10 protein-coding genes are annotated in these 13,889 nt (G+C 61.7%); 7 read left to right on the top strand and 3 right to left on the bottom strand.

The window, feature by feature from the left end; translation table 11 throughout:
* Nucleotides 1–374: 374 nt before the first annotated feature.
* From AB4N84_RS06080 to AB4N84_RS06070, 3 genes are all read left to right on the top strand, one after another.
* Nucleotides 375–1,550: an L-rhamnonate dehydratase gene (locus tag AB4N84_RS06080; RefSeq protein WP_074756263.1), complete on the top strand. Its 1,176-nt coding sequence runs from the start codon at nt 375–377 to the stop codon at nt 1,548–1,550.
* Between the two features lie 279 nt (nt 1,551–1,829).
* Nucleotides 1,830–2,825: an AraD1 family protein gene (gene araD1, locus AB4N84_RS06075; protein ID WP_460045608.1), complete on the top strand. Its 996-nt coding sequence runs from the start codon at nt 1,830–1,832 to the stop codon at nt 2,823–2,825.
* A 25-nt stretch (nt 2,826–2,850) separates the two neighbouring features.
* Nucleotides 2,851–4,431, top strand: a complete 1,581-nt coding sequence (locus AB4N84_RS06070) for an aldehyde dehydrogenase (NADP(+)) (protein ID WP_460045607.1) — start codon at nt 2,851–2,853, stop codon at nt 4,429–4,431.
* 136 nt (nt 4,432–4,567) lie between these two features.
* Here the strand turns inward: AB4N84_RS06070 and AB4N84_RS06065 are convergent, their stop codons facing one another.
* The 3 genes from AB4N84_RS06065 to AB4N84_RS06055 all read right to left on the bottom strand — a co-directional run bounded on the left by AB4N84_RS06065 (nt 4,568) and on the right by AB4N84_RS06055 (nt 8,512).
* Nucleotides 4,568–5,860, bottom strand: coding sequence for an MFS transporter (locus AB4N84_RS06065; protein ID WP_460045606.1), 1,293 nt, complete (start codon nt 5,858–5,860; stop codon nt 4,568–4,570).
* Between the two features lie 277 nt (nt 5,861–6,137).
* A complete protein-coding gene (gene trmA, locus AB4N84_RS06060) occupies nt 6,138–7,223 on the bottom strand; it encodes a tRNA (uridine(54)-C5)-methyltransferase TrmA (protein WP_460045604.1) in 1,086 nt (361 codons plus the stop codon).
* Entirely contained in the window at nt 7,220–8,512 is a 1,293-nt protein-coding gene (locus AB4N84_RS06055; protein ID WP_074756253.1) for an NCS2 family permease, read from the bottom strand. The genes trmA and AB4N84_RS06055 overlap by 4 nt, the downstream gene beginning before the upstream one ends.
* A 307-nt stretch (nt 8,513–8,819) precedes the next feature.
* On the opposite strand from AB4N84_RS06055, the gene AB4N84_RS06050 reads away from it, so the two are divergent.
* The 4 genes from AB4N84_RS06050 (at nt 8,820) to choX (ending at nt 13,866) form a co-directional block, all read left to right on the top strand.
* Nucleotides 8,820–9,353 (top strand): (2Fe-2S)-binding protein, encoded by a 534-nt coding sequence (locus AB4N84_RS06050; protein ID WP_460045603.1) that lies wholly within the window; start codon nt 8,820–8,822, stop codon nt 9,351–9,353.
* The gene (locus AB4N84_RS06045; RefSeq protein ID WP_460045602.1) at nt 9,350–10,336 is read left to right on the top strand and encodes an FAD binding domain-containing protein; all 987 of its coding nucleotides are present in this window, start codon (nt 9,350–9,352) and stop codon (nt 10,334–10,336) included. Before AB4N84_RS06050 ends, AB4N84_RS06045 begins: the two co-directional genes overlap by 4 nt.
* Entirely contained in the window at nt 10,336–12,555 is a 2,220-nt protein-coding gene (locus tag AB4N84_RS06040) for a xanthine dehydrogenase family protein molybdopterin-binding subunit (RefSeq protein ID WP_460045601.1), read from the top strand. Before AB4N84_RS06045 ends, AB4N84_RS06040 begins: the two co-directional genes overlap by 1 nt.
* Nucleotides 12,556–12,924: 369 nt before the next feature.
* Nucleotides 12,925–13,866, top strand: a complete 942-nt coding sequence (gene choX, locus AB4N84_RS06035; RefSeq protein ID WP_460045599.1) for a choline ABC transporter substrate-binding protein — start codon at nt 12,925–12,927, stop codon at nt 13,864–13,866.
* The last annotated feature ends 23 nt before the right edge of the window (nt 13,867–13,889 follow it).

The following is a 13,889-nucleotide window of genomic DNA, read 5'->3' as shown; positions in this document are numbered from 1 at the left end:
AGCTGACGCCATCGCGGGCAAGCGCGCTCCTACAGGTGACGGTCGTCTTTGACTGTTCCCACGCTCTGCACGTTCTACGTCCGAGGTTGCCTGTGACGCCGAGCGTCCGTCGCCGGGTTACCACGCGGAGCGCGGGAACGATCAAACAACCTTTGTCCCTCCTATAACTCCCAAACCGGTTATGTCTTGCCACCGATCACCACCGGCTATCACTGGATACGCATAAGTGATTAGCCGGCCCCCTTCGCGACTGGCTAAATTCCTTCCATCGAGCCGCGATGCAAAGCCTGCGAATCGAAGAACAATTACAAGAAGCCCTGTTCCGAACCCCGTGGAACGATTGGGCGCAACCAGCAGTGGCAAGGACTCTTCTCATGAAAATCAAAGCAATCCGTACCCGTGTCTTCGAATGGAAAGGCAAAGTCGTTCCACCTCAGGCGCACTTCTGCACCAACGCCAGCGACATCCTTTTTGAACGTGGCGATGCCATGGGCTCTTTCCGCTTTCACGGTTGGCTGGTGGTGGAAGTCGAGACCGACAACGGCATCGTCGGCATCGGTAACTGCGCGCTCGCGCCTCGTGTGGCCAAGGAAATCATCGACACCTATCTGGCCCCGATCGCGATCGGCGAAGACCCGTTCGACAACGAGTACATCTGGCAGAAAATGTACCGCCAGAGCCACGCTTGGGGCCGTAAAGGCATCGGCATGGCGGCCATTTCGGCGATCGACATCGCGATCTGGGACATCATGGGCAAAGCGGTGAACAAGCCGGTGTTCAAACTGCTCGGCGGCCGCACCAAAGAGAAGATCTGGACCTACGCCTCCAAGCTCTACGCCAATGACAACCTGGACCTGTTCCTCGAAGAAGCGCAGGGCTACCTGAGCCAGGGCTTCACTGCCATGAAAATGCGCTTTGGCTACGGTCCGAAAGACGGCCCGGCGGGCATGCGCCGCAACATCGAGCAGGTGCGTGCGCTGCGTGAACTGGCGGGTCCTGACGTCGACATCATGCTCGAGTGCTACATGGGCTGGACCCTGGAATACGCCCGTCGCATGTTGCCGAAACTGGCTGAGTTCGAGCCGCGCTGGCTCGAAGAACCCGTGATCGCCGACGACCTGGAAGGCTACATCGAGCTGAAGAAGATGGGCATCATGCCGATCTCCGGCGGCGAGCATGAATTCACCTCTTACGGCTTCAAAGACATGCTCGAACGCCGCGCGGTCGACGTGATTCAGTACGACACCAACCGCGTCGGTGGCATCACGGCCGCGCGCAAGATCAACGCCATGGCCGAAGCCTGGTCGGTGCCGGTCATTCCGCACGCCGGTCAGATGCACAACTACCACCTGACCATGTCCACCACCGCCTCGCCGATGGCCGAGTTCTTCCCGGTGTTCGACGTCGAGGTCGGCAACGAACTCTTCTACTACGTCTTCAAAGGCGAGCCAGCACCGGTCAACGGCTACATCCAGCTGGACGACAACAAGCCGGGTCTGGGCCTGGAAATCTCGGACGAGTACCTGAGCGAGTTCAACATTATCGAGTGATGTTGTAAGCGGTCGCGCGACGTCCCTGATGCCGCGCGCGCTGCTTTTGATTCGGTTCTGATGCCCCACGATCTGCTTTTGATTCTGCCCGCAGGGCGTAGGAGCAAGCTTGCTCGCGATCTGCCGGGCACCGGCAGCAAACCCTGCGAATACGGTGCAGCTGACACGGCCAATGTGCCTGATTTTGCTGCCGCTTCGCGCCAGATCGCGAGCAAGCTTGCTCCTACGCCCTCCGGGCAGAAGCGAGATCGCATTCCACATTTTCGGGAGATTCAGCCTATGCGCCTTATTCAATTCGAAAACAGCCAGGGTCAGCGCCAGGTCGGCGTTGTCGAGGGCTCGCAGGTCAACGTCGTGCGCAACACCACCAGCACCCGCGAACTGGCCCTTGCCGCCATTCGCAGCCAGCACAGCCTTCAGGCTGAAGTCGAAAGCCGTGGCACCGAATCCGGCCCGGATTACGCGGGCCTCTTGCAGAACGGTCACATCCTCCCACCGCTGGACCACGAAGACCCGGCGCATTGCCTGATCAGCGGCACGGGCCTCACGCACCTGGGCAGCGCCTCGGCGCGCGACAAGATGCACCAGCACGACGGTCAGGTTGAAGCGGGCATGACCGACACCATGAAGATCTTCAAGTGGGGCATCGAAGGCGGCAAACCGGCGCAGGGCCAGGTCGGTGCGCAGCCGGAGTGGTTCTACAAAGGCGATGGCAGCATCGTGGTGCGGCCGGGTGCAGACTTCCCGGTTCCGGCGTTTGCCGAGGACGCGGGTGAAGAGCCCGAACTGACAGGCCTCTACGTCGTTGGCGATGACGGTCAGCCGTACCGGCTGGGTTACGCGCTGGGCAATGAGTTCTCCGACCACGTCATGGAGCGTCGCAACTACCTGTACCTGGCGCACTCCAAGCTGCGTTATTGCGCCTACGGCCCGGAGTTGCGGGTCGGCGAATTGCCGCGTCACCTGGCTGGCATGAGCCGCATCAAGCGTAACGGCGACGTGATCTGGGAGAAGGAATTCCTCAGCGGCGAAGACAACATGTGCCACAGCCTGGCCAACCTCGAATATCACCACTTCAAGTACGCCCAGTTCCTGCGCCCTGGCGATGTGCACATTCACTACTTCGGCACCGCGACGCTGTCGTTCGCCGATGGCGTGAAAACCCAGCCGGGCGACCGCTTCCAGATCAGCCTCGATGCCTTCGGCGCACCGCTGGAAAACGGCATCGGCGAAGGGCCACGTCCCGTGGCGATCGGTCAGATTAAGGCGCTTTAGGGTTAACGGATTAGAGGAGTTTCTGATGTCTTCCACGCTTGGACACAACTTCATTGGCGGCCAGCGCAGCGCACAGGGTTCGGTGCAACTGAACAGCCTCGACGCGACCACCGGCGAGGCGCTGCCGCATGCGTTCGTGCAGGCGACCGAAGCGGAGGTCGACGCTGCCGCGCACGCCGCCGCAGCTGCCTTCCCGGCGTTTCGCAACCTGCCGGCTGAAAAGCGCGCGCAATTCCTCGACGCGATTGCCGATGAACTGGACGCACTGGGCGATGATTTCGTCGCCACCGTGTGCCGCGAGACGGCGCTGCCGGCCGGACGCATTCAAGGCGAGCGCGGCCGGACCAGCGGGCAAATGCGCTTGTTTGCCAAAGTGTTGCGCCGTGGCGACTTTTACGGCGCACGCATCGACCGGGCCTTGCCTGATCGTCAACCGTTGCCGCGCCCCGACCTGCGTCAGGTGCGCATGGGTGTGGGCCCGGTTGCGGTGTTCGGCGCGAGCAACTTCCCGTTGGCGTTCTCTACGGCCGGCGGTGATACCGCCTCAGCGCTGGCAGCCGGTTGCCCGGTGATCGTCAAAGCACACAGCGGTCACATGGTCACTGCCGAGCGTGTTGCCGAGGCCGTGATCCGTGCCGCTGAGCGTACCGACATGCCGAAGGGCGTGTTCAGCATGATTTTTGGCAACGGCGTGGGCGAATGGCTGGTCAGGCATCCGCTGGTTCAGGCGGTAGGGTTTACCGGCTCGCTGCGTGGCGGCAACGCGTTGGTCAAAATGGCGTCCGAACGTCCTCAACCGATTCCGGTGTTCGCCGAGATGTCGAGCATCAACCCGGTGTTCATCTTGCCTAACGCGCTGACGGCTCGTGGCGAGAAGATTGCGTCGGAACTGGCCGCTTCGGTGACCTTGGGGGGCGGGCAGTTCTGCACCAACCCGGGCCTGGTGATGGGTTTGCGTTCCCCTGCGTTCAGCCAGTTCGTCGAGCGCCTGAGCGCCAACATGAATGACCAGGCGCCACACACGATGCTCAACGCGGGTGGCCTGGTCAGCTACAGCAAAGGTCTCGAGCATCTTCACGGTCATGCCGGTGTGACGCATCTGGCCGGGCATCCGCAGCAGGGCGAACAGGCCCAGCCGCAGCTGTTCAAGGCGGACGTCAGTCTGTTGCTGAACGGCGATGAGTTGCTGCAAGAAGAGGTGTTCGGGCCGACCACGATCATCATTGAAGTCGAGGACGAGGCCACGTTGAAGTCGGCGTTGACCGGCCTTCGCGGACAACTGACCGCGACCGTGATCGGTGAGCCCGCCGAACTCGTGAGTTACGCGTGGTTAATGGAGGCGTTGCAGGAGAAGGTCGGGCGCGTGCTGCTCAATGGCTACCCAACGGGCGTCGAAGTGTGCGATGCGATGGTTCACGGCGGGCCGTATCCCGCCACGTCCGATTCGCGTGGTACGTCAGTCGGCACATTGGCGATCGATCGTTTCCTGCGCCCGGTGTGCTTCCAGAATTACCCCGATGCGCTGTTGCCCGAAGCCTTGCAGAACGCCAACCCGCTGAAGATCCGCCGGTTGGTGGATGGGGATATCACTGATTCAGCGCTGTAGAACTGCAAACCAATAAACCTGTGGGAGCGAATTCATTCGCGAGACGGCGGTACAGGCGATGAAGATGTATCGCCTGAACTGTCGATTCGCGAATGAATTCGCTCCCACAGGTACGGTGTCAATCAATGAACCTGGATCACACCCGCGCTTTCTGCTGTTCGGTCACTTCCGAAGGCGACGCATCGGCAAAGTGATTCACCTGCCGCAAGGCCTTGAAGCCCACCATCCAGGTACCCACTACTCCTAACGTACACAATCCGCCGATGATCGCGGCAGGGACAGCGCCCCACAGCGCAGCGCTGCTGCCCGCGCGGAATTCGCCCAGTTCGTTGGAAGAACCAATGAACAGCATGTTCACCGCATTGACCCGACCGCGCATGTCGTCGGGGGTCGAGAACTGCACCAGCGTCGAGCGGATATACACGCTGACCATGTCCGCGGCCCCCGCAATCATCAACGCGAACAACGACAGCCAGAACAGCGTCGACAGCGCGAACACCAGGTTCGCGAGGCCAAACACCGCGACCGCAATGAACATCACCATGCCGACGTTGCGATCAAACGGCCGCACGCTCAGATAAAGCCCGGTGCCGACCTCTCCCAGACTCATCGCACTGCGCAGCGCGCCCAGGCCTTGAGGTCCCAAGTGCAGGACTTCGTGGGCGTAGATCGGCAGCAAGGCGACCACGCCGCCCAGCAGCACGGCGAACAGGTCCAGCGAAATGGTGCCCAGAATGATCGGGCGCGAACGAATGAACGCGATGCCCGCCGTGAAGCGTTTCCAGGCGGTGGATTCCAGAATCTGCTTTTTACCGGCATAGAGCACCGGCACGCGGGTCAGCAGCAGCACGCCGGCTATGAAACTCGCCATGCACACCGAATAGGTCAAACCGCCGCCGCCCGCCGCGTACAGGCCGCCGCCCACCAGCGGTCCGGCAATGGTGGCGATGCGCATGATCATGCTGTTGGTGGCGATGGCCGAGGCGAGTTTTTCGCGCGACACGACCTGCGGCAGCAGGCTTTGCAGCGCCGGACCGGTGAACGCCCGGGCACAGCCGAACAACGCCAGCGTGGCATAAATCAACCGGGTGTCTTGATGGTGGGTGACCGAGAACAGCATCAGCATCAGGCTGCACAGCGCCTGGACGGTCCAGCTGATGGTCAGGATCAGTTTGCGATCGTAGCGGTCGATGAGGTCGCCGGCCGGCATCAGCAACAGCAACATCGGGATGAACTGCGCAAGGCCCACATACGCCAGCGAAATCGGGCTGCGGGTCATGTCATAGACCTGCCAGGCGACTACCACCGCTTGAATCTGCATGGCAAACACGGCTGCGAGGCGGGCCGTCAGAAACTCGAAAAAGCCAGGCTGCCGAAGCACGCTGTCAGAGGCAGATCCGGAGGGCGAAGCGGGCGATTCGGAACTCAAGGCAAGGCATCCATCGAACGGAAAGACGGCCGATTGTTATACACCGGTATGCAGGTATATGCCGGTTACTGTCACAAATTTAATGATGAGCGGTGCGATGTTATTTGACTTCGCCGCAGCGCCGACTGGCATCTCGCGGACCTGTGGAAGCCGGCTTGCTGCGGGCCGCGTTCGGACGAAGGCGCCGGGTCAGACACTGATGTTTTGAATGACCCATCGCATTCGCCACTGTCGTAACCTCCAGCAGCTCCCACAGGTGAATGTGTTTCGCATTCGCTTAGCGTCTGACCAGCAACACCCCAGACTCCATATGGTGCGTGTACGGAAACTGATCGAACAGTGCGCAGCGCTCCACCCGGTGGGTGTCGTGCAGTTGCGCGATGTTGGCCGCCAGGGTTTCCGGGTTGCAGGAGATGTACAGGATGCGTTCGAAACGACGGGTCAGTTCGCAGGTGTCCGGGTCCATGCCCGCACGCGGCGGGTCGACGAAGACGCTGCCGAACTCGTAGCTCTTCAGGTCCACACCGGCCAGACGCCGGAACGGACGCACATCGTTCAGCGCTTCGGTCAGCTCCTCTGCCGACAGACGCACCAGCGACACATTATCCACCGCGTTGTCCGCCAGGTTGCTCAAGGCGGCGTTGACCGAGGTCTTGCTGATTTCGGTCGCAAGCACTTTGCGCACGCGGGTCGCAAGCGGCAGCGTGAAGTTGCCGTTGCCGCAATACAGCTCCAGCAAGTCATCCTCACGGTCGCCCAGCGCGTCATACGCCCAGCTCAGCATTTTCTGGTTCACAGTGCCGTTGGGCTGGGTGAATGCGCCTTCTGGCTGGCGATAGCTGAACGTGCGTCCAGCGACGTCCAGCTCCTCGGTCACGTAATCGCGGCCGATCACCAGACGTTGCCCCTTGGAGCGGCCGATCACGCTGACCTTCAAGTCCGCGGCCAGTTGCTCGGCTTCAAGCTTCCAGGCGTCATCGAGCGGACGGTGGTAGCACAGGGTGATCATGCCGTCGCCGGCCAGCGTGGTCAGGAAGTCGACCTGAAACAGCTTGTGGTTAAGCGTCTTGCTGGCTTCCCAGCGATCACGCAGCACCGGCATCAATGCATTGATGTGCAGGCTTGCGATCGGGAAGTCGTTGATCAGGATCGGCGTGTACTTGTCGCCCGGCGTGAACATCGCATAGTGACGTTTGCCATCGTCGCGCCACAGGCGGAACTCGGCGCGCAGGCGGTAGTGCTCACGCGGCGAGTCAAAGACCTGAGGTTCCGGCGCGTCAAACGGCTTCAGCAGCTCACGAAGACGATCGGCTTTTTCATCGAGCTGACGGCTGTAGCTCGCAGGGTCGAACGTGCTGCTCATGGATAGAAGCCCAGCTTGATGACGAACAGGATCGACAGCACGACCAGCGCTGAATTCAGTTCACGGGCGCGGCCCGACAACAGCTTGATCACTGTCCAGGAAATGAAGCCAAACGCGATGCCGTTGGCGATGGAATAGGTGAACGGCATCGCCAGCGCGGTGAGCACGACGGGCGCCGCTTCGGTGATGTCGTCCCAGTTGATTTCCGCCAGACCCGAGGTCATCAGCACGGCCACGAAGAGCAGGGCCGGGGCGGTGGCGAAGGCCGGAACGCTGCCGGCCAGGGGCGCGAAAAACAACGCCAGCAGGAACAGCACCGCGACCACGATGGCGGTCAGGCCGGTGCGGCCACCGGCACTGACGCCGGCTGCGGATTCGATGTAGCTGGTGGTGGTCGAGGTGCCCAGCAGCGAACCGGCCATCGCGGCGGTGCTGTCGGCGATCAGCGCACGGCCCATTTTCGGCATGTGGCCGTCTTTGCCCATCAGGCCTGCGCGCTTGGCGACGCCGATCAACGTCCCGGAGTTATCAAACAGATCAACAAAGAGAAACGAGAAGATCACGCTGACCAGACCGATGTTCAGCGCACCGGCGATGTCCAGTTGCAGGAAGGTCGGTGCCAGCGAAGGCGGCATCGACACCACGCCGCCGAACGGCGAAAAGCCCATCAGGATCGAGATGATGGTCACGGCCAGAATGCCGATCAGCACCGCGCCGCGCACTTTCAGGGCTTCCAGCGCCACGATCAGGGCAAAGCCCAGCGCCGCGAGCACCGGAGCCGGTTTGGCCAGGTCGCCCAGACCGACCATGGTGGCCGGGTTGCTGACCACGATTTCAGCGTTGTGCAGGGCAATCAGCGCCAGGAACAGACCGATACCGGCGGCAATCGCCGAACGCAGCGGCAGCGGGATGCTGTTGATGATCCATTCGCGGATGCGAAAGATCGATAGCAGGAAGAACATCACGGCGGAAATGAACACCGCACCCAGCGCCACTTGCCAGGTGTGGCCCATATGGAGCACCACGGTGTAGGTGAAGAAAGCGTTCAAGCCCATGCCCGGCGCCAGTGCGATCGGGTAGTTGGCGATCAGGCCCATGACCGTGGAGCCGATGGCGGCTGCCAGACAGGTCGCGACGAAGATGGCGCCTTTGTCCATGCCGGTCGCGCCGAGGATGCTCGGGTTGACGAACAGGATGTAGGCCATGGCCAGGAACGTCGTGACGCCGGCCAGGATTTCCGTGCGCACATTGGTGTTATGTGCCTTGAGTTGAAACAGCCGCTCCAGCATGTGTGGCTCCCCGGTGGCGCAATGCGCCATTAATGAAATCGACTAAAACAGCAAAGCACAGCTCGCGAAAAGAGCTTGCACAAATTCTGCCAGTCGCAAAAAGCCGCGCATCATACCAGCGTCCCCCGTGAAAGGCTGCTGACGTTGATCGGTATGGAAGGGCACGCGCGCTTGGGTTCCCAGGCCCTTGGGGTCCCAGGCACCCGGCACGCTCATCACAAACCCTGAACGTTTAGGAAAACCCGCCAGTCGTACCTCATGAGACGCAGATTGACTGCGCAGACGCGTACCTACCGTGAGGTTTGCAATGAGCGAGACAACTAACCAGGCCTTCGCAGAGCATGCCATTGCTCTGACCCTGAACGGCCAGTCCAGACAATTGAACGTGCAGCCGTGGTCGACATTGCTGGACGTATTGCGTGAACAGCTCGATCTGGTGGGCACCAAGAAAGGCTGTGACCACGGACAGTGCGGGGCGTGCACGGTGCTGCGCGATGGCAAGCGGGTCAATGCCTGCCTGACCCTGGCGGTCATGTGCGACGGCGCCGAGTTGACCACCATCGAAGGGCTGGCGGACGGCGACACGCTGCACCCGATGCAGCAGTCGTTCATAAAGCATGACGCCTTTCAGTGCGGTTACTGCACGCCGGGTCAGATTTGCTCGGCAGTCGGGCTGGCCAACGAAGGCCGGGCGCACACCGCTGACCAGATCAAAGAGTTGATGAGTGGCAACCTGTGCCGCTGCGGCGCCTACACCAACATCCTCGCAGCGGTCGAAGAGGCCTTGCCGCACTCCGCCGCCGAGGCATCGGCCGTCAGTGAAGGAGGGATCGACGCATGAATCCCTTCCATTACAGCAAGCCCGTCGACGTCAGTCAGGCAATCAGCCTGGCCGGAGCGGCCAGCCGCTTTATCGCGGGCGGCACCAACCTGCTGGATTTGATGAAAGAAAACATCGCCCGGCCGGAACACCTGATCGACATCACCGGCCTGCCGCTCAAGGACGTCCGGGAAACCGCCAGTGGCGGCCTGTTGATCGGTGCGTTGGTGAGCAATGCCGATCTGGCGTGGCATCCCTTGGTCGAGCAGCGTTACCCATTGCTGTCGCAAGCCATCCTGGCAGGCGCCTCGCCTCAGCTGCGTAACATGGCCAGCACCGGCGGCAACCTGCTTCAGCGCACCCGTTGTTACTACTTTTACGATTCCGCGGTGCCTTGCAACAAGCGCGAGCCGGGAAGCGGATGCCCGGCTAAAGACGGCCTGAACCGGATTCACGCGATCCTGGGCGCCAGCGAGGACTGCGTGGCCACCCACCCGTCGGACATGTGCGTGGCGCTGGCCGCGCTGGACGCCGTTGTGCATGTGGAAGGTCGGGGCGGCAAACGCACCATCGAATTCGCTGACTTTCACCGGTTGCCGGAAGACGCCCCACAGCGCGACAACCAGCTGGCCGATGACGAATTGATCACGGCCATCGAACTCCCACCCCAAGGGTTTGTTGCTCACAGCCATTACCTGAAGATTCGGGATCGTGCGTCCTACGCCTTCGCGCTGGTCTCGGTCGCGGCTGCCTTGGAGCTGGACGGCGACATCATTCGCGACGTGCGCCTGGCCCTGGGCGGGGTGGCGCACAAGCCGTGGCGTGACAAAGCGGTCGAGCAGTCGCTCATAGGGCAACCGGTGTCCCGGGAGAATTTCGTGGCGGCAGCCGAAGCCATCCTGCGTGACGCCAAACCGCTCGAACACAACGCCTTCAAGGTCAAGCTGGCGCAACGCGCCATCGTCCGTGCGCTCAGCGACGCGGCAACAGGAGGTAAAGCCTGATGAACGCGAAAATCAATCCACCCGGTTATGTGTCACCCGTCGGGCAACCGCTGGATCGCGTCGACGGTCACCTGAAGGTCACCGGCCAGGCACGCTATGCCGGCGAATACCCGCAAGCCGGCCTGCTGTTTGGCAGCGTGGTGTCCAGCAATATTGCGTGCGGCCGCGTGCTGCGCATTGACGCCTCGCAAGCCTTGCAGGTCAAAGGTGTCGTCGCCGTCATTGACCACACCAACCGTCCGCATGTTGCCAGTTACGACAAAGATTACGAGGATGCGGATTCGGCCGAAGGTTCGCCGTTCCGCCCTTTGTATAACGATCGCGTGCTGTACAGCGGGCAACCGCTGGCGCTGGTCGTTGCCGACACCCTCGAGCTTGCGCGTCACGCAGGCTCGCTGGTGCGCATCGAGTATGAAACCGAGGCTCACCAGACCGACCTGATGGCCGCACAAGGGAACGCGCACACGGCGCCGGCTGAAACCCCCAAGCCGCGCGGCGATTTCGAGACCGCCTTTACCCAGGCGGCGAAGACGGTGGACGCGCGTTACAGCACGCCGAACGAGCATCACAACCCGATGGAGCCCCACGCCTCGACGGTGATGTATCAGGATGACGGCAGTCTCGAGATCCACGACAAGACCCAAGGCACGCAGAACTGCCAGGATTACCTGCACAAGGTGTTCGGCCTGGAGAAGGACAAGATTCGTGTGCGGGCGGCGTTCGTCGGCGGTGCGTTCGGCTCCGGCTTGCGCCCGCAATACCAGCTGCCTCTGGCCGTCATGGCCGCGCTGCATCTCAAACGCTCGGTTCGCGTCACCCTGACGCGCCAGCAGATGTTCACGTTCGGCTATCGCCCCCACACCTTGCAACGCTTGCGGCTGGGCGCGACCGCCGACGGGCGCCTGTTGGCAGTGGGTCATGACGTGATCGGGCAGACCTCGCGATTCGAGGACTTCACTGAGCACGTGGTCGAGTGGAGCGGCATGCTCTATCAATGCGACAACGTGCAGCTGACCTACAAACTTGCGCCGCTGGACGTGTACACCCCGCTGGACATGCGTGCGCCGGGCGCGACGTCGGGCATGGTCGGTCTGGAGTGTGCGCTGGATGAACTGGCGTATGCGACCGGCGTCGATCCCGTGAAACTGCGCGCGATCAATTTCGCCGACCGTAACGGCAACGAAGACAAGCCTTACTCCAGCAAAGAGTTGCTCGCCTGCTACGAGCAGGGCGCCGACCGCTTCGGCTGGAGCCAGCGTAACTCCGAGCCACGCAGCATGCGCCAAGGTCGCCAACTGGTGGGTTGGGGCATGGCCGGTGGCGTGTGGGAAGCCATGCAGATGAAAGCCAGTGCCAAGGCGCGCATCGACGCAAGCGGCAAGCTGACCGTCAGCAGTGCGACCACCGACATCGGGACCGGCACCTACACGGTCATGACCCAGATCGCAGCCGAAGCGGCGGGCATGACACCGCAGGACGTTACGTTCATGCTCGGCGATTCCTCGCTGCCGACGGCGCCGCTGCAGGGCGGCTCCTTCACGGTGTCGTCCGTCGGCACGGCGGTGCAGCAAGCGTGCCGGGCTTTGCGCGCCAAGTTGCTGGATGCCGTGCGCATGGCCCATCCCGAGTTCGCGGTGGTGGACATGGAAGAGGTCGGCTTCGGCGACGGTTGCCTGCACATTCGTGGGCAGCGGTTTTCGTACGCCGACATCGTGCGTGCGTCGTCTCACGAGACACTGGAGGTGCAGGTAGACGCCGAACCGGATGAAAAGCGCGAAGGCTATTCGACCGCGACCCACTCGGCGGTGTTCGTCGAGGTACTGGTCGATGAGGACTTGGGCACCGTGCGTGTCAACAGGGTTGTAAGCGCCGTGGCCGCTGGCCGCGTGGTCAACCCCAAGACCGCACGCAGCCAGATCCTTGGCGGCGTCGTGTGGGGCATCAGCCAGGCCATGCAGGAAGAGACCCAGAACGATCAGCACCTGGGCCGCTTTATGAACCACAGCCTGGCCGAGTACCACATTCCGGTGAACGCAGACATCGGCGACATCGACGTGCTGTTCGTGGAAGAAAACGACGACATCGTCAACGAACTGGGCTCCAAGGGCGTGGGCGAGATCGGCATCGTCGGCGTGGCATCGGCCATCGCCAATGCTGTCTATCACGCGACCGGCAAGCGGGTGCGGGATTTCCCGATTACGCTGGATAAGGTGCTCTAAACCGCCGCGCCTCTCGTAGGAGCGCGCTTGCCCGCAATTGCGATGTGTCAGTTTCATTGGTGATGACTGACCGTTTGCAATCGCGGGCAAGCGCGCTCCTACAATGGGGGCATGCATGACCTGTGTTTCGTTAGAGCCAGCCGCTCGTGAATGAATTCGCGCTCCAGTGGATCTCCATCAGACTCAGAGTCTGGAACACTTCCAATGTCGCTCCAGTGCAACCACAGGTCGCGCTGGTGCGCTTCGTGCGAGGGGCTGCTGCGTAATTTGCTCCAACGCGGCAGCATTCGGATTGCCGTGGGTCTTGAAGCCTTAGAAAAACTGCCGAAAAGAGCTGAATAAAATAACGAGCCGACCCGAGGAGCACGCATGAAGAGATTTATTCGTCAGATCAGTTGCGGTGTGTTGATGCTGAGCAGTACCGCCTTGATGGCAGCCGAGCCGGCCAAATGTCAGAGCGTGCGGATGGGTGTGGTCAACTGGACCGACGTGATCGCGACCAGTGCGGTGGCGGAAGTGCTGCTGCAAAACATGGGCTACGAGGTCAAGCAGACCAGTGCGGCGCAGCAGATCGTTTTTGGCGGCTTGCGCGATGACCGACTCGACGTGTTCCTGGGTTACTGGAAACCGGCGATGGACAAGAACATCGCACCGTTCGTGGCTGCGAATCAGGTCAAAGTCTTCGACACACCGAGCATGAACGACGCCCAGGCGACGCTGGCCGTGCCGCAATACGTGGCCGATGGCGGGCTGAAAACCTTTGCCGATATCGCCAAGTTCAAGGACAAACTGGGCGGCAAGATCTACGGCATCGAGCCCGGCACCGGCGCCAATGCCAACATCAAGGGCATGATCGAGAAGAACCAGTTCGGCCTGGGTGACTTCCAGTTGGTGGAGTCGGGCGAGGCGGGCATGCTGGCGGCCGTGCAGCGTGCGACCAAGCGTAACGAGTGGGTGGTGTTTGTGGGCTGGACTCCGCACCCGATGAACATCAACATGAAGATCGCGTACCTGACCGGCAGCGAGGACGTGTTCGGTCCGGGCGAAGGCGCAGCCACCGTGTCGGTGGTGACCGCACCGGATTACGCAACGCGTTGCCCCAACGTGAATAAACTGATGAGCAACCTGAAGTTCACCGCCGCTCAGGAAAGCCAGATGATGGTGCCGATCATGGACCGCAAGGCGCCCACTGACGTCGCCAAACAGTGGCTTAAGGATCATCCTGAAGACATGAAGCGCTGGCTGGACGGCGTGACCACCTTCGATGGCAAGGACGCAGCGACTGCCGTGCAGGTCGCGGTCAATAAATAAGCCGCAGGTGGGATCTGTTCAAG

This window comes from Pseudomonas sp. S2_H01, assembly GCF_054668305.1.
This window is presented reverse-complemented; position numbering and strand designations above follow the sequence as displayed.